Source organism: Kitasatospora sp. NPDC051853 (assembly GCF_044452665.1).
Taxonomy (GTDB): domain Bacteria; phylum Actinomycetota; class Actinomycetes; order Streptomycetales; family Streptomycetaceae; genus Kitasatospora.
Genome location: NZ_JBITBY010000014.1, coordinates 199,865 through 224,606 on the forward strand (window position 1 = coordinate 199,865; position 24,742 = coordinate 224,606).

20 protein-coding genes and 1 other RNA gene are annotated in these 24,742 nt (G+C 72.0%); 2 read left to right on the plus strand and 19 right to left on the minus strand.

What is annotated here, in order from left to right; genetic code table 11:
• Positions 1-45: 45 nt before the first annotated feature.
• The 8 genes from mycP to ACIA8O_RS33800 all read right to left on the minus strand — a co-directional run bounded on the left by mycP (position 46) and on the right by ACIA8O_RS33800 (position 9,536).
• Positions 46-1,413: a type VII secretion-associated serine protease mycosin gene (mycP, locus tag ACIA8O_RS33765; RefSeq protein ID WP_396297828.1), complete on the minus strand. Its 1,368-nt coding sequence runs from the start codon at positions 1,411-1,413 to the stop codon at positions 46-48.
• Positions 1,414-1,517: 104 nt separating this feature from the next.
• Positions 1,518-2,150 (minus strand): DUF3558 family protein, encoded by a 633-nt coding sequence (locus tag ACIA8O_RS33770; protein WP_396297829.1) that lies wholly within the window; start codon positions 2,148-2,150, stop codon positions 1,518-1,520.
• Positions 2,151-2,263: 113 nt separating this feature from the next.
• On the minus strand, positions 2,264-4,591 hold the full coding sequence (locus ACIA8O_RS33775) for a xanthine dehydrogenase family protein molybdopterin-binding subunit (protein ID WP_396297830.1): 2,328 nt from the start codon (positions 4,589-4,591) through the stop codon (positions 2,264-2,266).
• Complete coding sequence (locus tag ACIA8O_RS33780) at positions 4,588-5,793, minus strand: (2Fe-2S)-binding protein (protein ID WP_396297831.1); 1,206 nt, start codon at positions 5,791-5,793, stop codon at positions 4,588-4,590. Before ACIA8O_RS33780 ends, ACIA8O_RS33775 begins: the two co-directional genes overlap by 4 nt.
• Positions 5,790-6,650, minus strand: a complete 861-nt coding sequence (locus ACIA8O_RS33785; protein ID WP_396297877.1) for an FAD binding domain-containing protein — start codon at positions 6,648-6,650, stop codon at positions 5,790-5,792. Before ACIA8O_RS33785 ends, ACIA8O_RS33780 begins: the two co-directional genes overlap by 4 nt.
• Before the next feature lie 287 nt (positions 6,651-6,937).
• Positions 6,938-8,539: a beta-N-acetylhexosaminidase gene (locus ACIA8O_RS33790; protein WP_396297832.1), complete on the minus strand. Its 1,602-nt coding sequence runs from the start codon at positions 8,537-8,539 to the stop codon at positions 6,938-6,940.
• 73 nt (positions 8,540-8,612) lie between these two features.
• Entirely contained in the window at positions 8,613-8,894 is a 282-nt protein-coding gene (locus ACIA8O_RS33795; RefSeq protein WP_345290380.1) for a DUF3039 domain-containing protein, read from the minus strand.
• Between the two features lie 72 nt (positions 8,895-8,966).
• The gene (locus ACIA8O_RS33800) at positions 8,967-9,536 is read right to left on the minus strand and encodes a YqgE/AlgH family protein (RefSeq protein ID WP_396297833.1); all 570 of its coding nucleotides are present in this window, start codon (positions 9,534-9,536) and stop codon (positions 8,967-8,969) included.
• Positions 9,537-9,819: 283 nt separating this feature from the next.
• On the opposite strand from ACIA8O_RS33800, the gene murA reads away from it, so the two are divergent.
• Positions 9,820-11,160, plus strand: coding sequence for a UDP-N-acetylglucosamine 1-carboxyvinyltransferase (murA, locus tag ACIA8O_RS33805; protein ID WP_396297834.1), 1,341 nt, complete (start codon positions 9,820-9,822; stop codon positions 11,158-11,160).
• 78 nt (positions 11,161-11,238) lie between these two features.
• Here murA and ACIA8O_RS33810 read toward each other — a convergent pair whose 3' ends face one another.
• From ACIA8O_RS33810 to ftsE, 10 genes are all read right to left on the minus strand, one after another.
• Positions 11,239-11,520: an HU family DNA-binding protein gene (locus ACIA8O_RS33810; protein ID WP_104816345.1), complete on the minus strand. Its 282-nt coding sequence runs from the start codon at positions 11,518-11,520 to the stop codon at positions 11,239-11,241.
• 528 nt (positions 11,521-12,048) lie between these two features.
• Positions 12,049-13,524: an NAD-dependent malic enzyme gene (locus ACIA8O_RS33815; protein WP_396297835.1), complete on the minus strand. Its 1,476-nt coding sequence runs from the start codon at positions 13,522-13,524 to the stop codon at positions 12,049-12,051.
• A gap of 325 nt (positions 13,525-13,849) precedes the next feature.
• Entirely contained in the window at positions 13,850-16,132 is a 2,283-nt protein-coding gene (locus ACIA8O_RS33820; RefSeq protein WP_396297836.1) for a HelD family protein, read from the minus strand.
• Between the two features lie 263 nt (positions 16,133-16,395).
• Entirely contained in the window at positions 16,396-17,562 is a 1,167-nt protein-coding gene (locus ACIA8O_RS33825; protein ID WP_396297837.1) for a uroporphyrinogen-III synthase, read from the minus strand.
• 167 nt (positions 17,563-17,729) lie between these two features.
• A complete protein-coding gene (locus ACIA8O_RS33830; RefSeq protein ID WP_396297838.1) occupies positions 17,730-19,094 on the minus strand; it encodes a nitrate/nitrite transporter in 1,365 nt (454 codons plus the stop codon).
• 187 nt (positions 19,095-19,281) lie between these two features.
• Positions 19,282-19,657, minus strand: a transfer-messenger RNA (tmRNA) gene (ssrA, locus tag ACIA8O_RS33835).
• Positions 19,658-19,750: 93 nt separating this feature from the next.
• On the minus strand, positions 19,751-20,230 hold the full coding sequence (gene smpB / locus ACIA8O_RS33840) for an SsrA-binding protein SmpB (protein ID WP_396297839.1): 480 nt from the start codon (positions 20,228-20,230) through the stop codon (positions 19,751-19,753).
• Between the two features lie 45 nt (positions 20,231-20,275).
• Positions 20,276-21,361: a S41 family peptidase gene (locus tag ACIA8O_RS33845; RefSeq protein WP_396297840.1), complete on the minus strand. Its 1,086-nt coding sequence runs from the start codon at positions 21,359-21,361 to the stop codon at positions 20,276-20,278.
• Positions 21,362-21,420: 59 nt separating this feature from the next.
• On the minus strand, positions 21,421-22,332 hold the full coding sequence (gene ftsX, locus ACIA8O_RS33850; protein ID WP_345281357.1) for a permease-like cell division protein FtsX: 912 nt from the start codon (positions 22,330-22,332) through the stop codon (positions 21,421-21,423).
• 57 nt (positions 22,333-22,389) lie between these two features.
• Positions 22,390-23,079, minus strand: coding sequence for a cell division ATP-binding protein FtsE (ftsE, locus tag ACIA8O_RS33855; protein WP_345281355.1), 690 nt, complete (start codon positions 23,077-23,079; stop codon positions 22,390-22,392).
• A gap of 299 nt (positions 23,080-23,378) precedes the next feature.
• On the opposite strand from ftsE, the gene ACIA8O_RS33860 reads away from it, so the two are divergent.
• Positions 23,379-23,573: a hypothetical protein gene (locus tag ACIA8O_RS33860; protein ID WP_396297841.1), complete on the plus strand. Its 195-nt coding sequence runs from the start codon at positions 23,379-23,381 to the stop codon at positions 23,571-23,573.
• Positions 23,574-23,630: 57 nt separating this feature from the next.
• On the opposite strand, the gene prfB is transcribed toward ACIA8O_RS33860, so the two are convergent.
• Positions 23,631-24,740, minus strand: coding sequence for a peptide chain release factor 2 (prfB, locus tag ACIA8O_RS33865; RefSeq protein WP_396297842.1), 1,110 nt, complete (start codon positions 24,738-24,740; stop codon positions 23,631-23,633).
• Positions 24,741-24,742 lie beyond the last annotated feature (2 nt).

Here is a 24,742-nt window from a genome sequence, read left to right on the forward strand (position 1 = left end):
TTCGATCGTATCGCTTGTACGGAGTGCCCTGACACACCCTCAGCGTCACTGATTGCCACCGGATCCGTAAGGATTCTGGTACGGCGGCTGGTTGCCCTGCTGTGGGTACCCGGACGGCGGCGGCTGCTGACCGTAAGGCTGGTTCGGGTACGGCGGCTGTGCGGCCGGGTAGCCGTACGGCGCCTGGCCGGGTGGCGGGGTGAGCTGCGGAGCAGCAGCGGCACGGCGGCGCTTCGACGCCCGGACGATCAGCACCACAATCAGGATGAACACCAGCAGCAGGCCGAGGAGCACGGCACCGCCGATGGCCAGACCCTTGCCCAGGAAGGAGAAGCTCTCCGAATCCTTCACATCCGCGGTCGAGCCACCGGGGGTATCGCCGCCGCCCAAGCTGGGCGCGGGTGAAGCCGCACCGGACGGACTGTTAGACGCAGCCGATCCGCTGGATGCCTTGAGTGGCCCCTGAGCCGAGCCTGCCGGAATGTCCTGGGTCAGCGCCTCGTACGGGCGGATGCACCCGTATCCGTAGTGAGCGTCGGGCAGTTGAGTGCCGCTTGGCGCCTTGGCGGACTTCACCAGCCGGTTAGCAATCTGGCCGGCGGTCAGGTCGGGATACTTGGCACGAAGGAGCGCCGCCGCACCGGACGCGTACGCCGTAGCAGAGGAAGTCCCGTCAGCCACGCAGTACTTGTTCCCGTTGCAGTTGCCTGCGGAGACGATGTCCACGCCCGGCGCGGCGAGCAACACCTCGGGGCCGTAGTTGGACTTGGCCCAGATCTTGCCAGACTTGTCGACGGCACCGATGGCAAGGACACCAGGTGTATTGCCTGGGGACTCGATCGGGGTGGTCCCGCTGTTCCCCGCCGCAACCACCACGAGGACATCCTTGGAAAGCGCGTACTCGACAGCGCTGACCATCTTCGGGGTCGAGGTCCCGGGGCGCCCCTGGGAGATGTTGACCACCTTGGCCCCGTGGTCCGCAGCCCATCGGATGCCGTCCGCGACACCGCTGGCCTCATCCGCTGCGGCCTTGTAGATCGGGAGGATCTTCGCCCCAGGGGCAACCCCGATCACACCCTCACCGGCCCCGTGCCCCTTGCCGGCGATGATTGCGGCCATCGATGTACCGTGACCGGCAGACCCGTTCGTCTCCCTGCCCTGGCCGCCCGGGTCGTAGCCCGGCAGTATCTGCCCCGCCAGGTCCGGGTGGTTGGGGTCCACACCCGAGTCGATGACCGCGACGATGACACCGTCGCCCTTGCTGACCGACCAGGCTTTCTCCAGGCCAAGCTGCTGAATCGGCCACTGGGCATCCCGCACCGCGTCTGCCGAGGCCAGCGGAGCCCCTGCCAACAGCAGCCCACCCGCCAACGTCGTGGCACCGAGCGCGCGCCAAGTCCTATTGAGCGTCATCCCTACCCCGTACCCCGTCAGTTGGACACCACGGCCGCACCGTCAGGGCACGGACCACTCGATCGTATCGCCCGACCAACTACGCCGGGCAGGAGGCCACATGGCTACACAAAATCCGCAGTAACACCACCGGTGCCGGGACGGCCGGTCGCTGCAGGGATCTTGTCGAAGACCATCTGCGTGACGTTCCGAGCGACTCCGCAGAGGTCCGGCTTGGAGCCGTCCTTGGCATAGTTGACGATCTCGATCCGAACCGCGTTGTCGCCGAACTCATTGATGCTGTTCAACTGCACGACGACGTAGCACTGGTCGCGCCGCCCTTCCTTGTCCTTGCCCAGCTTCTGGGAGGCCCGGTTACCGCCGATCCGAAGCTTGGTGCCGTCACCTCCCTGGTCCTGGAGGCCCTGCTCGTAGCGGATCGACATGACGTCGACGGCGAGCTGGGTCTTCTTCGTGGAGACCACGCAGTAGTTGCCGCCTCCGGCCAGCGTTCCCTCCATCTCGTCATTGGTGACCCGGTTGATGTCCGAGGCGTTGAAGAGGGTGCAGATCTCCACCGACTTGGTCTTCTTCTGCTGGGTCACCGGCTCGCCGTTCCCCGGGTCGACCGTCTCCTCCGCCACCGGAAGCTTCACGGCCGGCTCGGTGGAGTCCGAGCTGACCCCGTTCAGGGCGGAGCAGCCCGTCAGGGCGAGCGACAGCAGGGCAACGGCCGCAAAGGTGGCAGGTCGGCGCATGGCTTCGGTCCTCGTTCCGTTCGGTCCGGCGAGCGCGGGGCGCGCGCGAACCACGGAGCCCCCCGGCCGGTACTGGTTGTCTACGGGACGTCACCCTAGCGGGCGTGGTTCCGTCAGGCGGTGATGGCGTCCTCGGGGAGGATGGGGAGGCGGGCGACGGGGAGGCCGGTGGCGGCGCGGACGGCGGCGGCCACCGCGGCGGGGGCGGCGACGGCGGGGACGGCGCTGACGGCCTTGGCGCCGAAGGTGGCGACCACGTCGCGTTCCTCGAGGAGGGCGGCGATGCGGACCTCGGGGGTGTCGAGGGCGGTGGGGAGGCGGTAGCCGGTGAGGGAGGGGTTGAGGAGGCGGCCGCCCTCGGTGCGGAGGTCCTCCAGCAGCGCCAGGCCGACGCCCTGGGCGACCCCGGCCTCGATGCGGTCCTCGATCTGACGGGGGTTCAGGGCCCGGCCGACGTCCTGGGCGACGGTCACGTCGACCACCCGGACCGCGCCGAGCTCGATGTCCACGTCGACGACGGCCCGCATCGCGCAGAAGGCGATGGAGACGAAGGCGTCCCCCTGCCCGTTCTCGTCCAGCGGTTCGGTCGGGTGCGGGCGGCACTGGGCGGTGGCCCAGAGCTCCTTGCCCTCCAACGCCTCCGTCACCGGCATGCCGAGCACGCCGTCGTAGGAGGAGATCTTGCCGTCGGCGATGGTGAGCAGCTCGACCGACATGCCGAAGTTGGCGGCGATCGGCTGGAGCAGCTGGTGACGGACCATCACGGCCGCCCGCTCCACCGCGCCGCCGCTGACCCAGGTGTGCCGTCCCCGCGCCGACGGGCCCGCCGCCGACTGGTCGCTGTCGACCGGGGCGATGTAGACCTCGGAGACGCCGAGCACGGACTGGACGATCTGCCGGGCCAGGGTGGCGAAGCCCTGGCCGACGTCGACGGCGGCGCAGATGACGGTGGCGTGGTCACCGCTGACCCGTACCGTCGCCGTGGAGACCTCGTCCTCGCCCTCGGCGCCGAGCATGTGGACCATGCCGAGCGCGTAGCCGATGCCGCGCCGGACGGCGGCCGGGTCACCGGCGCCGCCCGGACCGCCGGGCAGCAGCCACTCGCTGTCCGGGTCGTCGACCGGCAGCGCGGGCAGCGGGGCGGTGGAGACGGCGTCGAGCAGGGCGGCCACCGGCGCGGGGCAGGTGACGGCCTGTCCGGTGGGCAGCGGGTCGCCCGTCGCCATGGCGTTGCGCCGCCGGATCTCCACCGGGTCGACGCCGATCCGCGCCGCGAGCTGGTCGAGTTGGGACTCGTACGCGAAGCAGGTCTGCAGGGCGCCCTCGCCGCGCATCCGCCCGGCGGGCGGGTTGTTGGTGCGCACGGCCCAGGCGTCCACGAAGACGTTGGGGCAGGTGTAGGGGCCGACCGAGAAGGCGGTGGCGGCGGCCAGCGCCTCCGCGGAGACCTCGGCGTAGGCGCCGCCGTCCAGCAGGATCTGCGCCTCGACCTTGACCAGTCGGCCCTCGGCGTCGGCGTGGTGGCGGTAGCGCAGCAGGGCGGGGTGCCGGCTGGTGTGGCTGTGGAAGGACTCCTCGCGGGTGAGGGTCATCTTCACCGGGCGGCCGGTGCGCAGGGCGAGCAGGGCGAGCACGACCTGGAAGGAGAGGTCCTCGCGGTCGGCGGTGGCGCCGGGCACGCCGGTGGCGACCAGGCGGACCCGGTCGGGTTCCAGGCCGAGGCAGGCGGCGGTGCGGTCGCGGTCGCCGTGCGGGTCGGTGGAGGAGAGGTGGAGTTCGACGCCGCCGTCGGGGCGGGGCACGGCGAGGCCGGCCTCGGCGCCGATCGGGGCCGGGTCCTGGCGGCCGACCTGGTAGAGGCCCTCGACCACGATCTCGCCGACCGCCTCGGGGTCGCCGGTGCGCAGCGGGAGGTGGCGGAAGAGGTTGCCGTCGGGGTGCAGCGGCGGGCAGGTGAAGGACTGCTCGGGGTCGGTGACGGGCTCCAGCAGCTCGTACTCGACCACGATCGAGGCGGCGGCCAGCCGGGCGGTGTCGGGGTGGTCGGCGGCGACGGCAGCGACCGGTTCGCCGTGGTGGCGGACCAGTCCGTCGGCGAGCACCGGCCGGTCGCCGAGGCCCCGGCGGTCCGTCAGGCCCTCGACGGCGACGGAGGGCAGGTCGGCGGCGGTGACCACGGCGTGCACGCCGGGGACGGCCAGGGCGGCGCTGGTGTCGACCGAGACGATCCGGGCGTGCGGGTGCGGGGAGCGCAGCACGGCGCCCCAGAGCAGGCCCTCGGCCCAGAGGTCGGAGGCGTAGGGGTAGATGCCGAGCGCCTTGGGCAGCGCGTCGCTGCGCCGGGCGGACGTGCCGAGGCCGAACGGCTCGGTGCCGTCCGGGAGTTCGGCCTCCCCCGTGGTGGGCGCCGCCGGGGCGGTGAGGTCGGTGGGCGAGCTCATGCGCGATCGTCCTCGGGGTGCCGGATGCCGTGCGGCGGAGTGGTGCCGTCGTGGGCCTGGGCGGACGCCGGGTCGTACCCGGGCCGGTAGCCGCCGTCGAAGGCCTGGTAGGTCTGCTCGAAGCCGCCCTCGTAGACCGTGCCCTGGTCGAGGCCCTGGCCAAGACCCTGGCCAAGACCCTGGTCGAGGCCGTGGTCGAAGCCCTGGCCGGGGCCCTGCTCGTAGCCGGGGTCGTACGCGGTGCCGTGGGCCGGGGTCGGGACGTACGGCGTGCCGTGCGCCGGGGTCCCGGTGGCGGCGGGGCCGTCGTAGGCGGTGCCGTGGGCGGGGGTGGCCTCGCCCTGGACGGGCTCGTAGACGGCGTCGTGGCCCGGGTCGTACGGGGCCGGGTCGAAGCCGGGGCCGTACGGGGCGCCGGCCGGGAAGCCCGGTTCGTAGACGCCGGTCTGATGGGTGGTCAGACCGTACTCGGGGAGGGCCGGTTCGGCCTCCACCCAGACCTCGGAGTCGGCGTAGAGCGGCAGTTCACCGGCCGTCGGCAGGTCCGCGACGGCGGCGGCCACCTCGGCGGCCTCGGCCTCGGCCCCGGCGGCGGAGCCAGAAGCGGCGGCGGGCTGCTCGCCCGCCGCAGCGGCCTCGGCGGCGGCCAGCGCCTCCTCCTCGGCCAGCCCGCGGGCCTCCGCCACCGTCTGCACGGCGGCCAGCACGCCCTGGTAGCCGGTACAGCGGCAGAGGTTGCCGCAGAGCGCCTGCCGGGCCTCGACCTCGCTGGGCCGGTGGTTGCGCTGGAGCAGGTCGTGGACGGCCATCGCCATGCCGGGGGTGCAGTAGCCGCACTGCACCGCGCCGGAGTCGGCCAGCGCCTGCTGGACGTCGCTGGCCGAGCCGTCCGCGCTCAGGCCCTCGACGGTGGCGATCTCGCTCTCCGAGGCGAGCGCCGCCGGCACCAGGCAGCCGGCCACCAGCTGGCCGTCCACCTGCACCGAGCAGGCCCCGCACTCGCCCTGTTCGCAGCCGTCCTTGGCCCCGGCCAGGCCGAGCCGCTCGCGCAGCACGTAGAGCAGGCTCTCACCGATCCAGGCGTCGCTGACGGGCCGCTCGAAGCCGTTGACCCGCAGTGTGTACGAGGCGGTGGGGCGCAGGTCGCCACCGACCGCGCCGCCGAACGCGGAGCCGAGGCCGTCGCTCACCAGATCCGTCACTTCAGTGCCCTTCCCAGCGCCCGTCGGGCCAGCACGGATACGGTACGCCGCAGCCGGGCCGCGGCGGCCGGGGCCCCCTCCCCCTCCAGTGCCCCGTCGGGGACGCAGGCGGCGGCCACGTACTCGCCGAAGGCGGCCGCGGCGGCCGGGTCGATGGCGTCGGCGGCCTGGTCGCCGCGGGCGTCCCAGTCGATGCAGCCGGCCACCCAGGCCTCGGCCTCCAGCGGGCGCAGCGGTACGGGGGCGACGGCGCCGACGGCGCAGCGCACGGCCCGGCGGGCCGGGTCGAGCACCAGGGCGACGGAGGCGGTGGCGCGGGACGGGCCGCTGCGGCCGGTGGCCTTCAGGAAGACCTGGGGGGCGTGCAGCAGCGGGACCCGCACCCAGGTGAGCAGCTCGCCGGGGCGGACCGGGTCCAGGCCGGTGAGCAGGTGGCTGACCGGGACCTCGCGGCTGCCGCCGGGCCGGGCCAGGGTGACGGCGGCCTCCAGCGCGGCGAGCACCGGCAGGGTGTCGCCGCCGGGGGCGGCGGTGGCGACGTTGCCGCCCAGGGTGCCGACGTTGCGGATCTGCGGGGGCCCGGCGGTGCGGGCCGCGTCGGCCAGCGCGGGGATCAGCGCGGCGAAGTCGGGCCGGTCCATCCGGGCGAAGGTGAGGCCCGCGCCCAGGACGGCGGTGCCGCCGTCCTCGTAGCGCCAGCCCCGGAGTTCGGTGATCCGGCCGAGGCCGATCAGCGCGGCCGGGCGGAGCCGTCCGGCGTTGACCGCCTCCATCAGGTCGGTGGCCCCGGCCACCGGCACCGCGCCGGGTGTGGCGGCGAGCGCCTCGACGGCCTCGTCGAGCGAGGCCGGCAGCATGATCGTCCGGTTCACCAGGAATCCACCGTGCTCCACTTGCTCATCAACTGCCCCGCCGTCCCCCGGCGGTGTGTGGCCTGGCCCGTAGGGTACGGGCGATCGGTGCGGGTTGGGCAACTCTGGCACACAAAGCTTGGTGATCATTTCCTGGCCCGCGAACAAGCTGTGTCAATCCCGGACGAATCCAGGCACAGAACGATCCGATCCGGCGGCCACCGGATCGGATCTTCATCTGTTGTTGACGTCCGGGCCTCCGTCAGGAGTTCCCGGAGGCTTCCCACACTCCGTCAGGAGTCCTTCGGCCCGTCGAGTGGACGCCCGAGCACGCCGGGGCGCTTCTGCCAGGGGTGCGGGCCGCCCGGGGGGCGGTACTCCACGCCGAGCGCGTCCAGCCGCGCGTAGTGCGCCGCCATCCGCCGCTCGAAGCCCTCCCAGTCCCGCTCGGCCGGCGCGGGCAGCGCCGACCAGGCCACCTCGGAGAACGCGGCCAGCCGCGGGAAGGCCCGGAAGTCCACGTCCCGGGCGTCGTCCATGAACTCGGTCCAGATGTTGGCCTGGGTGCCGAGCACGTGCGCGGCGGCCGCCTCGTCCAGCTCCGCCGGGACGGGCTCGAAGCGGTAGACGTCCTCCAGCGTGCGGACGAAGCCGACCGGGATCGGCTCCTCCTCCCCCGCCCCCTGCCGGTGGTCCAGGTAGACGTGCGTCTCCGGGCACATCACCACGTCGTGCCCGGCCCTGGCCGCCTCGATGCCGGCCTCGAAACCCCGCCAGGAGGAGACCGCGGCGCCGTCCGCCAGCCCGCCCTCCAGGATCTCGTCCCAGCCGATCAGCCGGCGGCCGCGCTCGGCCAGCCAGGTGTCGAAGTGCCGGATGAAGTGGCTCTGCAGCTCGTCCTCGTCCTTCAGCCCGAGCTCGCGGATCCGGGCCTGGGCGGCCTCGCTCTCCCGCCACTGCGCCTTGCTGCACTCGTCCCCACCCAGGTGCACGAACTGCGAGGGGAAGATCTCCAGCACCTCCTCCAGCACGCCCTCGAAGAACCGCAGGGTGGCCTCGGAGACGTTCAGCACGTTGTCGCTGACGCCCCAGTCGGTCCAGACCCCGAGCGCGGCGGTGTCCACCACGTCGGTGTTGCCCAGCTCCGGGTAGGCGGTGACGGCGGCCTGCGAGTGGCCCGGCAGGTCGATCTCCGGCACCACGGTGATCTGCCGGGCGTCCGCGTACGCGACGATCTCCCGCAGGTCGTCCTGGGTGTAGAAGCCGCCGTGCGGCCGGTCGTCCCGGCGGTCCGCCGCCCGGAAGCCGACCATCGACCGCTCCCGCCAGGAGGCCACCTCGGTCAGGCGCGGGTAGCGCTTGACCTCGATCCGCCAGCCCTGGTCGTCGGTCAGGTGGAAGTGCAGCACGTTCAGCTTGTGCGCCGCCATCAGGTCGATGAAGCGGAACACGCCCGCCTTCGGCATGAAGTGCCGCGAGACGTCCAGCAGCACGCCGCGCCAGCCGAACCGGGGCGCGTCCTCGATCTCCGCGTACGGGAGCTCCCAGCCGGTCCGGCGCAGCGGGGCGGTGCGGAAGGCGTCGGCGCCGAGCAGCTGACGGAGCGTCTGGGCACCGGCGAAGGCGCCGGCCGTGGTGCTCGCGGAGAGCAGCACGCCGTCCGGGCCGACGGCGAGGCGGTACGCCTCGGGGGCGGCGGCCGTGTCCAGCCGCAGCTCGATGCCGCCGGGGGCGGCGGGGAACGGAAGGCCGGTGGCGGCGCCGAGGACGGTGCGCAGCCAGGCCGCGACCGGGGCCAGCTCGGGCGCGGCGGTCAGGCCGGTGCCCGTGTCGAGGGCGTAGGCACCGGGGGTCTCGGGGCGGATGACACTCAGCGGGGCAGGGATGAGGTCCATGACCTGCATCCTGCCCCGCTGACACCCGAGTGGCATAGACCACTCGGGGAAGTGTTCTGCATACCGCTACCGGCTACTTCTTGTCGTCGTCCCCGCCGCCCTGCGGGCCGCCGATGCCGTCGTAGATCTCCTTGCACATCGGGCAGACCGGGTACTTCTTCGGGTCCCGCCCGGGCACCCAGACCTTGCCGCAGAGCGCGACCACGGGGGATCCGGAGAGCGCGCTCTCCATGATCTTGTCCTTCTGGACGTAGTGCGCGAAGCGCTCGTGGTCGCCGTCCCCGTTGGAGACCTGGGGGACGGGCTCGACCAGGGTGCCGGTACCGAGGCCGCGCTCGGGCTCAAGAGTGCTCATGACGCTCAAGTCTATGGGCCCGCCGAACCGAACAGAAGGCACGCGCCCGCAGCCCGCGCCGCCGGGGCCGCCTCAGTTCAGCGTCGGGTCGTCCGGGTACGTCGCCAGCACCGCCAACGGCCCCCGCTGACGCCGCAGCACCGCACGCCAGAGCCGCTCCGGCTCCGGCGAGAAGATGTCCCCGGGCTCGCAGTCGACCAGGTACCAGGCGCCCTCGGCGATCTCGGACTCCAGCTGCCCCGGCGACCAGCCCGCGTAGCCGGCGAAGACCCGCAACCCGCCCAGCTCCCCGGCCAGCACCTCGGGCGGGGCCTCCAGGTCGACCAGCCCGATCGCCCCGTGCACCCGTCGCCAGCCCAGCGGCTCGACCCCACCCGGTTCCCCCGGGACGACGGCCACCGCCAGCGCGGAGTCCAGGCCGACCGGGCCGCCCTGGAAGACCACCGGCATCGCCCCGGCCAGCGCGGACCAGCCGTCCAGCACGGCGGCGACCTCGATCGGGGTGGGGTGGTTGAGGACCACGCCGAGCGCGCCCTGCGCGTCGTGGTCCAGCAGCAGCACCACCGCCCGGGAGAAGTTGGGGTCGGTGAGCAGCGGGGTCGCGACCAGCAGTCGGCCGGTGTGCGAGGAGGCCGGGGTCATGCCCACATGATCCCCCAGTCCGGCCCGACCGGGGCGGACAACACGGGAAGCCCCGACACGCCGTGGGCGAACACCCGTACGGCCGTACCGCGCCGCCGTGTCGCCGCCGTGGAGGTACCGGGGAGGCGACCATCACCACTAGGGCGCAAGGGAACCATCCGCCCGCCCATTACCATCTACAGGTGGTGGAAGGGCATTCGCCGAACGGCGGAAGTTCCTTCCACTCGCGTTTGCCCTGCTCCGCAGCCGCTTCCTCCCCCAGTCACCCCGGATTGCGAGAACGATGACCGACGACGTCCTGCTGGTTCACGGCGGAAACCCGCTCGAAGGCGAGATCCGCGTCCGTGGTGCGAAGAACCTGGTCCCGAAGGCCATGGTCGCCGCCCTGCTCGGCACGGGCCCCAGCAGACTGCGCAACGTCCCGGACATCCGCGACGTCAAGGTCGTGCGCGGCCTGCTGCAGCTGCACGGCGTGACCGTGCGCACCGGCGACGAGGAGGGCGAGCTCATCCTCGACCCCTCGCACGTCGAGAGCGCCAACGTCGCCGACATCGACGCCCACGCGGGCTCCTCCCGGATCCCGATCCTGTTCTGCGGCCCGCTGCTGCACCGCCTCGGCCACGCCTTCATCCCGGGCCTGGGCGGCTGCGACATCGGCGGCCGGCCGGTGGACTTCCACTTCGAGGTGCTGCGCCAGTTCGGCGCCACCATCGAGAAGCACCCGCAGGGCACCTACCTGGTGGCCCAGCAGCGCCTCCAGGGCACCAAGATCGAGCTGCCCTACCCCTCGGTCGGCGCGACCGAGCAGGTGCTGCTCACCGCGGTGCTCGCCGAGGGCGTCACCGAGCTGCGCAACGCGGCCGTCGAGCCCGAGATCGTCGACCTGATCTGCGTGCTGCAGAAGATGGGCGCGATCATCTCGATGGGCACCGACCGCACCATCCTGATCACCGGCGTGGAGGAGCTCGGCGGCTACACCCACCGCGCCCTGCCGGACCGCCTGGAGGCGGCCTCCTGGGCCTGCGCGGCGCTGGCCACCAAGGGCGACATCTACGTCCGCGGCGCGGACCAGATCCCGATGATGACCTTCCTGAACACCTTCCGGAAGGTCGGCGGCGCCTTCGAGATCGACGACGAGGGCATCCGGTTCTGGCACCCGGGCGGCGAGCTCAAGGCGATCGCCCTGGAGACCGACGTGCACCCCGGCTTCCAGACCGACTGGCAGCAGCCGCTGGTGGTCGCGCTGACCCAGGCCGACGGCCTCTCCATCGTCCACGAGACGGTGTACGAGTCCCGGCTCGGCTTCACCGGTGCGCTGAACCAGATGGGCGCCCACATCCAGCTCTACAGCGAGTGCCTCGGCGGCACCCCGTGCCGCTTCGGCGCGCGGAACTTCCAGCACTCCGCGGTGGTCTCCGGCCCGTCCAAGCTGATCGGCGCCGAGCTGGTCATCCCGGACCTGCGCGGCGGCTTCTCGTACCTGATCGCGGCGCTGGCGGCCGAGGGCACCTCCACGGTGCACGGCATCGACCTGATCAACCGCGGCTACGAGAACTTCATGGAGAAGCTCCGCGACCTGGGCGCCCAGGTCGAGCTGAAGAACGAGGAGCTGGTCGCGGTCTGATCCGCACCGCACGCACGACGACCGTGGCCGGTCTCCCCGAGGGGAGACCGGCCACGGTCGTGAGTGCTACCAGGGGCGTCACTTGCCCTTGGCGGCCTCCTTCAGCTTCGAACCGGCGCTGACCTTGGCGCTGTAGCCGGCCGGGATCTGGATCGGGTCGCCGGTCTGCGGGTTACGAGCGGTACGGGCGGCACGGTGGGTGCGCTCGAAGGTCAGGAAGCCGGGGATGGTGACCTTCTCGTCGCCCTTGGCGACGACCTCGCCGACGACCTCGGCGAAGGCGGCCAGAACGGCGTCGGCGTCCTTGCGGGTCACCTCGGCGCGCTCCGACAGAGCGGCCACCAGCTCACTGCGGTTCATGTGTACTCCTGTGGTCTGTTCGCGTTGCGGTGTGCGGGGGCCCCTCGGTCGTCCCGCCGGGCCACCATCGCTGGCGGCTGCCGGGCCGCTGGTCCGCACACTGTGCTCGTTCAGGCGAGGGTTGGTCAGGGGTCGGGCTTGCACCCCGAAGCGCCTCAAACCGCACTGCCTGGGTACGAATCCTGCCCCGACCGGCACTGAGAAAGCCAATCGGACCCCGGCGCGGTTGACCCGAACAGCGCCCGCCGGACGGAGGTGTGACGCCCCGTCGGCTCCGGCGGACCGGAGCGGGCGGCTGCCCGGGTGGACATGCCGAGGGCCCAGGGGGACGTTCCGTACTTGTCGGACACGCCTGCCCCGTGCAGGGCTACCGTACGCCCTGCCACCGACAAGCCCAAACACGCCCCTTCCCCTTGTGTCGCAAGGGTTCGGGGCGGGCGGGCCCGGGTAGGGTGGCCGGCCGGCCGCCGGACCCTCCGCGCGGGAGGTCCGGAGCCGGGCCGTCACCCCGCCCGAGCTGCGGCTGGATCAGAGCTGAACGGCCGGGAACGACGTGGTGTCCAGGGTGCCGACGATGCCCGGGGTGGGCGGGGCGGGGGCCGGCTCGGTCTCGCCGCGGGCGGCCAGCGCGGCCTCCCGGACGGCGGCGGCCACGGTCTTGGCCACGTCGGGGTGGAAGACGCTGGGGATGATGTAGTTCGGGTTCAGCTGGTCGTCGGCGACCGTGGTGGCCAGCGCCCGGGCGGCGGCCAGCATCATCTCGGTGTTGACGGTGCGGCTCTGGGCGTCCAGCAGGCCGCGGAAGACGCCGGGGAAGACCAGCACGTTGTTGATCTGGTTCGGGAAGTCGCTGCGGCCGGTGGCCACCACGGCGGCGGTCTGGCGGGCCACCGCCGGGTCCACCTCCGGGTCCGGGTTGGCCAGGGCGAACACGATCGCGTTGTCGGCCATGGTGGCCAGGTCGTCGCCGTCCAGCACGTTCGGGGCCGAGACGCCGATGAAGACGTCGGCGCCGGCCACCGCCGCCTTGAGGCTGCCGGTGCGGCCCGAGCGGTTGGTGTGCTCGGCGATCCAGCGCAGGCTGTCGTTGAGGTCCTCGCGGCCCTCGTGGACCACGCCGTGGACGTCCGCCACGGTGGCGTGCTCGACGCCGGCCGCCAGCAGCAGCTTGAGGATGGCGGTGCCGGCCGCGCCCGCGCCGGACATCACCACGCGGATCTCGGAGATCGGCTTGCCGACCACCTTGAGGGCGTTGGTGAGCGCCGCCAGCACCACGATCGCGGTGCCGTGCTGGTCGTCGTGGAAGACCGGGATGTCCAGGGCCTCGCGCAGCCGGGCCTCGATCTCGAAGCAGCGCGGGGCGGAGATGTCCTCCAGGTTGATCCCGGCGAAGCCGGGGGCGATCGCCTTGACGATGGCGACGATCTCGTCGGCGTCCTGGGTGTCCAGGCAGATCGGCCAGGCGTCGATGCCGGCGAAGCGCTTGAACAGCGCGGCCTTGCCCTCCATCACCGGCAGGGCGGCCTTCGGGCCGATGTTGCCCAGGCCCAGCACGGCCGAGCCGTCGGTGACCACGGCGACGCTGTTGCGCTTGATGGTCAGGCGGCGGGCGTCCTCGGGGTTCTCCGCGATCGCCATGCAGACCCGGGCCACGCCGGGGGTGTAGATCATCGAGAGGTCGTCACGGTTGCGGATCGGCAGCTTCGAGGACATCTCGATCTTGCCGCCGAGGTGCATCAGGAAGGTACGGTCCGAGACCTTGCCGATCGCCACGCCGTCGATCGCGCGCAGCTTCTCGACGATCTCCTCGCCGTGGGCGACCGAGGCGGCGGCCACGGTGACGTCGATCCGCAGGGCCTCCAGGCCGGAGGCGGTGACGTCCAGGCCGGTGACGGAGCCACCGGAGGACTCGACGGCGGTGGTGATCGAGCTCACCGCGTTGCCGGTGGCGGGCACCTCCAACCGGACCGTGATCGAGTTCGAGACACTGGGCACCGTCGCCATCGACGTCCTTCTTCCTGAAATCAACACTTTGTTGAATGCCTGCGCAGTCGGCATGCTAGACCTCGATCGTCGCACTCTCCAAGGGTTCGATAGAAATAACGTTCATTGAGTGTGCGGAGTCGACAAGGCTTCTTGCCCTCGGCGGGCGATGCGTTACATTGGACAAGGCACCGGCTCGATCCAAGCCCCCGGGCCCAACCTTCGTCCCTCAGAGGGACCACTTGCCGCGAGGCGAGCATGGCGGGTCGGTGTCATAGCTTCGAAGGCCCCCTCACCAAGTCCGGTGAGGGGGCCTTCCGCTGTTCCCGCGTCAGCTGGCGGTCCGTCAGCGCAGCAGCGCCGGCACCCCGTCCGCGTCCGGCAGGTCGTCCGGGCCGGAGAGCACGGTGAGCCGCTGGGTGGCCCGGGTCAGCGCCACGTACAGCACCCGCAGGCCCGCCTCGGACTCGCCCGCGATGCCGACCGGGTCGGCCACCACGGTGGCGTCGTACTCCAGGCCCTTGGCCTCCAGCGAGCCCAGCGCGACGGCCCGCTCGCCCAGCCCGGCCACCCAGCCGGCCGCCTCGGCCCGGCGGTCCATCGGGACCACCACCGCGACGGTGCCGTCCACCTCGGCCAGCAGCCGCTCCAGCTCGGCCCGGGCCGCCTTCGCGACCGCGGCCGGCTCGGTCGAGGCGACCGCGGCGAACCGCGGCGCCAGGCCGGTGGAGCGGACGGCGGTCGGCGAGGGGGTGCCGGGCGCGGCCAGCTCCAGCACCTTGGCCGCCACCTCGGCGATCTCCGAGGGGTTGCGGTAGTTGACGGTCAGGGTGTGGCGGCGGCGCGGCTTGCCGGCCAGCACCTCGTCCATCGCGGACTGCGCCTCCTGCGGGAACGGCCAGGAGGACTGCGCCGGGTCACCGACGATGGTCCAGGTGGCCATCCGGGCCCGCCGGCCGACCATCCGCCACTGCATCGGCGTCAGGTCCTGCGCCTCGTCCACGATCACGTGCGCGTACTCGGTGCGCTCCACCGGGACGCGCTCGCGCTGGCGGGACATCCGGTCGGCGTAGGTGGTCACCTCGTCCAGGCCGGTCAGCATGTCGACCGCGTCCACCTCGCGGACCTTGCGCACCGCCGCCTCGCCGAGCAGCAGCTGGAGCTCGTCCACCAGCGCCACGTCGTGCGCCGACAGCTCGCCGTCCCCACGGGCCGTCAGGTGCCGCCAGGAGTCGGCCAGCAGACGGGCCTCCTCCGGGGTGACGGCCCGTCGGGCGATCCGGTTGGTGTGCCGGGACTGCTTGAGGGTGGCCAGCACCCGACGGGGCGTCAGGGCGGGCCACCAGGCGTCCAGGAAGTCCAGGAACGCGGCCTCGTCCGAGACGTACTCGTCGAAGGCCTCCTTCTCCTCCTGGCGCTGCTCGCGCGCGTAGTGGTCGGACGGGCGCGGCAGGTGCCGGGTGGCCTGCTGCCAGAGCGCGTCCAGCAGCAGCCGGCGGGCGCGCGGGCGCAGCAGGTTGAGCGGGGTGCCGCCGCTGCCCACCACGTTGCCGCGCACCGCCTTGAGACGGCCGGCGTCCAGGCGCAGCGCCTCGCCGCGGGCGAAGACCTTCAGCTCGGTGGGCGCGCCCAGCTCCAGGGCGGCCCGGGCGGCCCGGCGGAGCAGCGTCACCATCCGGGCCGAGCCCTTCACGTGGGCGGTCTCCGGGGTGTCGTACCGGCTCGCCTCGATGCCGTCCACCAGGCTGCCGACCGCGCGGATCGCCACCTGGCCCTCCTCGCCCAGCGCGGGCAGCACGCCCTCGGTGTACGAGACCAGCAGGGCCGTCGGGCTGACCACCAGGATGCCGCCCGCGTACCGGCGGCGGTCCTGGTAGAGCAGGAAGGCGGCGCGGTGCAGCGCGACGGCGGTCTTGCCGGTGCCGGGGCCGCCGGTGACCAGGGTGGCGCCGGGCGCGGGGGCCCGGATCACCTCGTCCTGCTCCTTCTGGATCGAGGAGACGATGTCCCGCATGGTGTGGCTGCGGGCCCGGCCGAGCGTGGCCATCAGCGCGCCGTCGCCGACCACTGCCAGCTCCTCGCCGCCCAGGGTCGGCGTCAGGTCCGGGCGGAGCAGGTCGTCCTCGACGCCGATCACCCGGCGGCCCTTGGAGCGGATCACCCGGCGGCGGATCACCCGGCCGGGCTCGACCGGGGTGGAGCGGTAGAACGGCGCGGCGGCCGGGGCCCGCCAGTCGATCACCAGCGGGCCGTACTCGGCGTCCAGCACGCCGAGCCGGCCGATGTGCAGGGTCTCGGCCACGGCCGGGTCGGCCGGGTCGAGCGGGGTCTGCGACGGGATCCCGTGCTCCTCCGGGGCGTCGGCCTGCTGGAGGTCGATCCGGCCGAACAGGAAGTCCTCGAACTCGGTGTTCAGCCGGTGCAGGTGCGCCCCGGCGCGGTACACCTGGGCGTCCCGCTCGGCCAGCGCGCCGGGCGTGCCGACGTGGACGCGCTTGGCGGCGTCCTCGAGGATGTACTCGGCCTCGGCGAGCTTCTCCTCCAACCGGCGGTAGACGGTGTCGAGGTGGCGCTGCTCCTCGGCGATCTCGCGGTCTCGGACGGTGTCTGAGTCTGTGCTGCTGTGCATGGCCTCGTTCAGTGGCGGCTGTGAACCTGCGGGAAAAAAGAGACGGACGGAAGATCCTACGCCCCGCACCCCGCCCAGCGGCAGACACCCGCTCACATCCCCTTCACCACCGGCACCCGGGCAGGTGGTCACACCGGGGGCGCGAGGAACTGCGCGAGTCCGGAAGGCGGACCAGCGCCAGATCGGGGCACGTCAGCCAGTTGCACGCGCTGCCGCTCCCCTACGCGTAGTTCCCCGAACCCCCGGGGTGACCGCCGCGGCCGTCAGCCGCCGCCGTACTTCTCCCCCGGCTCCGCCGACGGGTCCACCGCCAGGCGGTAGCCGCGCTTGACCACGGTGGCGACCAGGTTCGGGGTGCCGAGGGCCGCGCGCAGGCGGGCCATCGCGGTCTCGACGGCGTGCTCGTCGTTGCCGCTGCCGGGCAGGGCCCGGAGCAGTTCGGCGCGGGCCACCACCCACCCGGGGCGGCGGGCCAGGGCGCGCAGCAGGGCCATCCCGGCGGGCGGGACGGGTCTCAGCTCGCCGTCCACCAGGGCGGCCTGGCCGCGCAGCTCCAGCTGGTGCCCGGCGACCGAGAGGCGCCGTCCGCGCTCGGGGAGGCGGGCGGTGAGCAGCTGCACCATCGCGCCCAGCCGCATCCGTTCGGGCCAGACGGTGGCGATGTCGAGCTCCTCCAGCGGGGCCGCCGTCACCGGCCCGACGCAGACCGGCAGGACGTCCCGCCGCAGGGCGTGCAGCAGCTCCTCGGTGAGGCCGCGCTCGGCGGCCCGGTCGAGCAGGCTGATCGCCGCCGGGGCGGAGGTGAAGGTGATCGCGTCCAGTGCGCCGGAGCAGCAGGCGTCCAGCAGCCGGTCCAGCGGGGCGAGGTCGGCGGGCGGCAGCCAGCGGTAGACCGGCACCTCGACCACCTCTGCGCCCGCCGCCGTGAGCGAGTCGACGAAGTCCCGCTGCGGGGCGCCGTGCAGCTGGACGGCGATCCGCTTGCCCTCGACGCCCTGCTCCAGCAGCCGTTCCAGCACCTCCACCGAGGACTCCGAGGTGGCCGACCACTCCTCCCGCAGCCCGGCGGCCCGGATGGCGCCCTTGGCCTTGGGGCCGCGGGCCAGCACGGAGGCCTTGCCGAGCCGTTCGATCAGCTCGTCGCCGAGGCCCCAGCCCTCGGCGGCCTCGATCCAGCCGCGGAAGCCGATCCCGGTGGTGGCCACCGCGACGTCCGGCGGGTCGGCGACCAGCGCCCGGGTGGCGGCGAGCAGTTCGGTGTCGTCGGGCAGCGGCACGATCCGCAGCGCGGCGGCGCGCTGCACGGCGGCGCCCCGGCGCTGGAGCAGCGTGGCCAGCTCCTCGGAGCGCCGGGCGGCGGTGATGCCGACGGTGAATCCGGCCAGCGGCGGCACCGGATCGACGGATTGAGGGGCCGTCAGTTCGTCCATGACTGTGGGTCCTTCGGTGGTGCGCACCCCGGCTGCGGCGGGCCGGGAGGGTGGGTGGACGGAAATCCTCCCTCCGGGCGGTGTCGCAGCGGGGTCGGAAGGATTTCCGGTGTGTTTCACGCACCGGACCGGCCGCCCAGGAGCTGGATGGCCGGTCCGGGCGGTGTTCAGGCGTGGACGGACTCCTTCACCGGGGCCGGTGCCGCGCTGCGGGTGGGGCGGCGCAGGTAGACGGTCCAGGTGAGGGCGGCGCAGACCGCGTACGCGGCCAGGAAGGAGGCGAAGGCGGGGGTGCCGGTCTTCGCCACCAGGAAGGACTGCCGGAAGGCCAGGTTGATGAAGAGCCCGCCCAGCGCGCCGACCGCGCCGATCACCCCGACCGCCGCGCCGGACATCCGGCGGGACCAGGCGGCGGCCTGCTCGGTGCTGATCCCGAGCTCGGCGATCCGGTTCTGCGCCTTGGCCTCGAAGATCACCGGGATCATCTTGTAGGTGGAGCCGTTGCCCAGCCCGGCCAGCACGAAGAGCGTGGTGAAGCCGGCCAGGAAGACCGGGAGCGAGCGCTGCGAGGAGGCGTAGAGCACCACCAGGGTGGCGGCCGCCATCCCGGCGAAGTTCCACAGGGTGATCCTGGCTCCGCCCCAGCGGTCGGCCAGCCAGCCGCCGAGCGGGCGGATCAGCGAGCCGAGCAGCGGGCCGACGAAGGTCAGCTGGGCGGCCTGCAGCGGGGTGCGGCCGAACTGGGTCTGCAGCACCAGGCCGAAGGCGAAGCTGAAGCCGATGAAGGAGCCGAAGGTGCCGATGTAGAGGACGGACATCAGCCAGGTGTGACGCTCCTTCAGGACCTCGGCCAGCGCCCCGGTGTCGTTCTTCATCGGCGCCAGGTTGTCCATGAAGAGCGCGGCGAGGGTGGCCGAGACCACGATCAGCGGGATGTAGATGCCGAGCACCAGCCGGGGGGAGGTGGCCCCGGCCCAGGTGATCACGGCCAGCGCGACCAGCTGGATCACCGGCACCCCGATGTTGCCGCCGCCGGCGTTCAGCCCGAGCGCCCAGCCCTTGCGGTGCTGCGGGAAGAAGGCGTTGATGTTGGTCATCGAGGAGGCGAAGTTCCCCCCGCCGAGACCGGTCAGCGCGGCCACCACCATGAAGGTGGTGTACGAGGTGCCCGGCTCCATCACGTACGCGGCCGCCAGGGCCGGCAGCAGCAGGAGCAGGGCCGAGACCACCGTCCAGTTCCGCCCGCCGAAGCGGGCCACCGCCACCGTGTAGGGGATCCGGACGAAGGCGCCGACCAGGGTCGGCATGGCGACCAGGAAGAACTTCCCGGCCGGGTCGATCCCGTACTTCGGCCCCATGAAGAGGACCATCACCGACCAGAGGCTCCAGATCGAGAACCCGATGTGCTCGGAGAGCACCGAGAAGACCAGGTTGCGGTTGGCGGTCCGCCGCCCCGTCCGCTCCCAGAAGGCCCGGTCCTCCGGGTCCCACTCCTGGATCCAACGCCGTCGCACCGTCGTGTTCCCACTCATCGCAACTCCCCTCGTGCTGTCCCGGCGCCCTGACCTGGATGACACTAACGGCCCGTGATTTCGGGAGAGTTGTGGGCTGTGAACCCGCCGGTACGGTCCTCTCACCGGGCACCCCGGCGCGGTGTGAGACCGCCGAAACGCAAGAAGGCCGCCTCCTCGCGGAGTGCGGCCTTCGAGCGACATGGGTCTGTGGAGATGCCGGGAATCGAACCCGGGTCCAGTGGAGTGGATTCAGGACTTCTCCGAGCGCAGTCCGCTGTGAGTTTCTCGGCCCTGGCAGTCACGCGGACAAGCCGCCAACAGGCCCAGCCACTGTTTTGTTTTTCCGCCGACCCCCGTGGCCGGGGTGGCGGATGAGTTCCCTAGATTATGCCAGGATCCGGGTCGGGAACTCCCCGGGCTGACACCCATTCACTCTTGCTTAGGCAGCGAGAGCGAACTGCTGGGAATCGCGCTTAGAGTTGGCGATTATTTTTTTGCGACAGATGGTTAACGAGATCATTGCCGCGTTCCTCGGCTCGCTTCTCCTGTTTCGACGTCCCCTGTCGAAACCGATCATCCCCATGTTGATTTGACAAACAGCATCCGGCGGGCGAGCCCTCCGGTGGTGTTGCTCGGGCCATAGTACGCGCAGGCACCGGCCCCGGCCAAGCGGATTAACCCCGCTGCCTCCGGCGCGCCGCCGCCACGGCCCGGTCGGACTCGCGGCGGTCCTGCTTCTCGCGCAGGGTCTGCCGCTTGTCGTACAGCTTCTTGCCGACCGCGAGCGCCAGCTCCAGCTTCACCCGGCCGTCCTTGAAGTACAGCGAGAGCGGCACCAGGGTGTGGCCGGTCTCCTTGACCTTCGACTCGATCTTGCGGATCTCCAGCTTGTGCAGCAGCAGCTTGCGCTTGCGCCGCGAGGCGTGGTTGGTCCACGTCCCCTGGGTGTACTCGGGGATGAACACGTTGTCGATCCAGGCCTCGTGGTTCTGGATGTACGCGTATCCGTCCACCAGGTTGGCCCGCCCCTCCCGGAGCGACTTCACCTCCGTCCCGGTCAGCACCAGCCCGCATTCGTACGTGTCGAGGATGGTGTACTCGTGCCGCGCCTTCTTGTTCTGCGCGATCAGCTTCTGTCCCGTTTCCTTAGCCATAGCGTCGGCCATTCTCGCACCTCGCCGGGCGGACGGGCAGCCCCTTTAGCGGCGGCCCAGCCCGGACAGCACCGTGTCGGCGAGCCGGGTCACCGCCTCCGGGTCGCCGCCCGGCGGCTGCGGGACGTCCGGGGTGAGGCCGGTGCCGTCCGGGGAGCGGCCGGCCGGGGTGGCGTAGCGACCCACGGTGAGTTCCAGGACGGCGCCGTCGGCGAGCCGGCTGGGCTGCTGGACGGTGCCCTTGCCGAAGGTGCGGGAGCCGACCAGGACGGCGCGGCTGCGGTCCTGGAGCGCCCCGGCGAGCAGTTCGGCGGCGCTCATGGTGCCGCCGTCCACCAGCACGACGAGGGGCACGGTGGTGTCTCCCCCGCGCGCGGCGGTCAGTTCGCGCCGCTCGCCGCGCTCCTGGTACGAGGCCACCGGGCCGCCGTCCAGGAAGAGCGAGGCGGTCTCCACGGCCTGGTCCACCAGTCCGCCGGAGTTGCCCCGCAGGTCCAGCAGGACGCCCCGGGCGCCCCGGACCGCCTCCGCCACCTCGCCGGCCACCCCGGCGGTGAAGCCGCGCACCGCGACCCTCACCACCCCGGGCCGCAGCTGCTCCACCGTCACGTCCCGGGCGGCCAGCTCGGCCCGGCGCAGCGTCAGCTCGCGCGCCGGCCCGCCCGGCCGGCGGACCGTCAGCTCCACCGCCGTGCCGACCTCGCCGCGCAGCCCGGCCACCACCTCGGTGACCGGCAGCCGGTCGGCCGGGGTGCCGTCGATGCCGAGCAGCACGTCCCCGGCCGCGATCCCGGCCTGCCGGGCGGGCCCGTCGGGGTGCACCCGGTCCACCGTGGTGGCCCCGTCCGCCGCCCGGCGCACCGAGAGCCCGACGCCCCGGTACCGGCCCTTGGTCAGGTCGGTGTACTCCTCGGGCGTGTAGTACGCGGCCCACGGGTCGCCGCCCTCGGCGACCAGCCGCTCGGCCTGCTGACGGGACAGCGACGCCCCGGCCAGGTCACGCCCGGCCAGGGCATCGGAGGAGGTGGCGGGCGGGCGCCCGTCGGCCGGAGGCTCGCTCCAGGCGCCGGTGACCGCCCCGGTGAACAGCACGGCCCCGAACGCCAGGGAGAGCACAGCTCCCTGGCGCACTCCCGCACGCAGTGTCACCGGCATGGCAAAGGAGTCTAGGCGTACTGCCTGAGGGGGTGTCAGACCTTCAGGTACTTCCGGAGGGTGATGAACGCCGCGATGCCGGCCATTCCCATGCCGACCACGACCAGCAGCGGGATGACGGTGAGCACCGAGGAGAGCCCGATGAAGTGGATGAACTGCACCCGCTGGGCCAGGAACTCCTGCACGAAGAAGTGCCCGCCGAGCAGCAGCCCGGAGGCCAGCACCGCACCGAGCAGCGCGGCGAAGGCCGCCTCCGCGATGAACGGCATCTGCACGTAGAAGTTCGAGGCACCGACCAGGCGCATGATGCCCGTCTCGCGCCGTCGGCTGAACGCGGACACCCGGACGGTGTTCACGATCAGCAGCAGGGCGACGAAGAGCATCAGCACCATGATCACGAAGGCCGCGGTCTGGAGGCCGTTCAGCAGGCCGAACAGGTTCTCCAGGATCTTCCGCTGGTCCTCGACCGACTTGACGCCCGGCTTCCCGGCGAAGGCGCTCTGCACCACGTCGTACTTGGTCGGGTCGTTCAGCTTGACCCGCCAGGACTGCGGCATCGCCTCCGCGCCCACGGCGGCGAGCAGCGGGTTGTCCGGGTTGGTCTCCTTCCAGCGCTTGTACGCGTCCTGCGAGCTCTCGAAGGTGGAGCTCTGCACCAGCTGGGTCATCTTGTCCAGCTGGCCCTTGACCTCGGCGATCTGCTGGTCGGTGGCGGCACCCGCGGAGCACTGGGCGGAGGTCTTGGCGTCCGACTTGGTGCAGAAGTAGATGCTCACCTCGACCTTGTCGTACCAGTACCCCTTCATGGAGTTGACCTGGTCGCGGACGAGCAGCGAGGCGCCGGCGAGGGCGAGCGATAGCGCGACACTGACCACGACCGCGATGGTCATGGTCAGGTTGCGGCGGAGACCGACGCCGATCTCCGACAGGACGAACTGGGCGCGCATGGCGTTACTCCAGGGGCAGGCAGGTGGAACGGGCAGGCGGACGGGGCGTCTGGTGGCTCAGTTCTGGTAGCCGTAGACGCCGCGGGCCTGGTCGCGGACCAGCAGCCCCTTGTCGAGCTCGATCACCCGCTTGCGCATCTGGTCGACGATGGCCTGGTCGTGGGTGGCCATCAGGACGGTGGTGCCGGTGCGGTTGATCCGGTCGAGCAGCTTCATGATGCCGACCGAGTTCTGCGGGTCGAGGTTTCCGGTGGGCTCGTCCGCGATCAGCAGCATCGGCCGGTTCACGAAGGCCCGGGCGATCGCCACGCGCTGCTGCTCACCGCCGGAGAGCTCACCGGGCATCCGGTCCTCCTTGCCGCCGAGGCCGACCAGGTCGAGCACCTCGGGCACCACCTTGTTGATGGCGCTCTTCGGCTTGCCGATGACCTCCAGCGCGAACGCGACGTTCTGCGCGACGGTCTTGTTCGGCAGCAGGCGGAAGTCCTGGAAGACGGTGCCCAGCTGACGCCGCATGTGCGGCACCTTCCAGTTGGACAGCTTGCCCAGGTCCTTGCCCAGCACGTGCACCGCACCGGTGCTCGGGCGCTCCTCGCGCAGGCAGAGCCTCAGGAAGGTCGACTTGCCGGAGCCGGACGAACCGACCAGGAAGACGAACTCGCCCTTCTCGATCTCCAGCGAGACGTTGTCCAGGGCCGGACGGTTCTGCTTGGGATAGGTCTTGGAGACGTTGTCGAATCTGATCACGGCTGCATCACGGGGGCCATCCTAGGTGGGTCAGGACTCGGACCCTACGCGAAGCCCCTCCGGGCCCGCAGGCACTGTCCGGGGGTTCACCTGGGATTTGGTGAGAAATATCCCGTTCTGCCCGGATAAGTGCGACCCATGTCACAGCCCGGCATGCGGTTGAGCGGTCGGCGAACGGGGAGGACGGGCCGGAACGGCCGGAACCTGGCACAGTGGTAGCTGAGAGCGCCCGTCCGGGGCCGTCCGAGGAACCGGAAGCCCGTCCGGCGCGTTGCAGTAACCAGCAAGGAGGAGATCGCATGACTTGCGACCATCTGGTGTGCGCCAACTGCAACGGCCGCGTGAGTGACGGCCGCTGCCCGGTCTGCCGCGCCAACCGGGCCCGGCTGCAGGACCAGCAGGGCCCGTTCGCCGCACTGTCGCCGACGGCGCTGCTCGCGCTGCTCGTCGGCCTGCTGGCGGTGGCGCTGATCGCCCGTCAGGCCCTGGCCTGACGGACCCGCACACGCGAAAGGGCCCCGGGAAGACCCGGGGCCCTTTTCGGCACGTCCTTACGCGGCGGTCTCCCGCTGCTTCCGCCAGCGGATGCCGGCCTCGATGAAGCCGTCGATGTCGCCGTCCAGCACCGACTGCGGGTTGCCGACCTCGAACTCCGTCCGCAGGTCCTTGACCATCTGGTACGGGTGCAGCACGTAGGAGCGCATCTGGTTGCCCCAGGACGAGCCGCTGTCCTTGAGCGCGTCCATCGCGGCGCGCTCCTCCTGGCGGCGCCGCTCCAGCAGCTTGGCCTGGAGGACGTTCATCGCCGAGGCCTTGTTCTGGATCTGCGAGCGCTCGTTCTGGCAGGAGACCACGATGCCGGTCGGGATGTGGGTGATCCGGACCGCCGAGTCGGTGGTGTTGACGCCCTGGCCGCCGGGGCCGGAGGCGCGGTAGACGTCGATGCGCAGCTCGCCCTCGTCGATGTCGACGTGGTCGGAGGTCTCGACGACCGGGAGCACCTCGACGCCGGCGAAGGAGGTCTGCCGGCGGCCCTGGTTGTCGAAGGGCGAGATGCGGACCAGGCGGTGGGTGCCCTGCTCCACCGAGAGGGTGCCGTAGGCGTACGGCGCCTTGACGGTGAAGGTCGCGGACTTGATGCCGGCCTCTTCGGCGTACGAGGTGTCGTAGACCTCGGTCGGGTAGCCGTGCCGCTCGGCCCAGCGCAGGTACATGCGCATCAGCTGCTCGGCGAAGTCGGCGGCGTCCACGCCACCGGCCTCGGCCCGGATGTTGACCAGGGCCTCGCGGGCGTCGTACTCGCCTGAGAGCAGGGTGCGGACCTCGAGCTCCTCGACGGCCTTCTGGACCGACACCAGCTCGGCCTCGGCCTCGGCGCGGGTGTCCGCGTCGTCCTCGGCCTCGGCCAGCTCGAACAGGACGCCCAGGTCGTCGACCCGGCCGCGCAGGGTCTCGAACTTGCGGACCTCGCCCTGGAGGAAGGAGAGCCGGCTGGTCACCTTCTGGGCGTTCGCGACGTCGTCCCAGAGGGTCGGGGCGGCTGCCTCCTCCTCCAGCACGGCGATGTCGGCCCGGATCTTGTCCAGGTCGAGGACGGCCTCGATCGACCCCATGGTCGTTTCGAGGGACTTGAGCTCTTCGGAAGGATCGACGGCTGCCACGC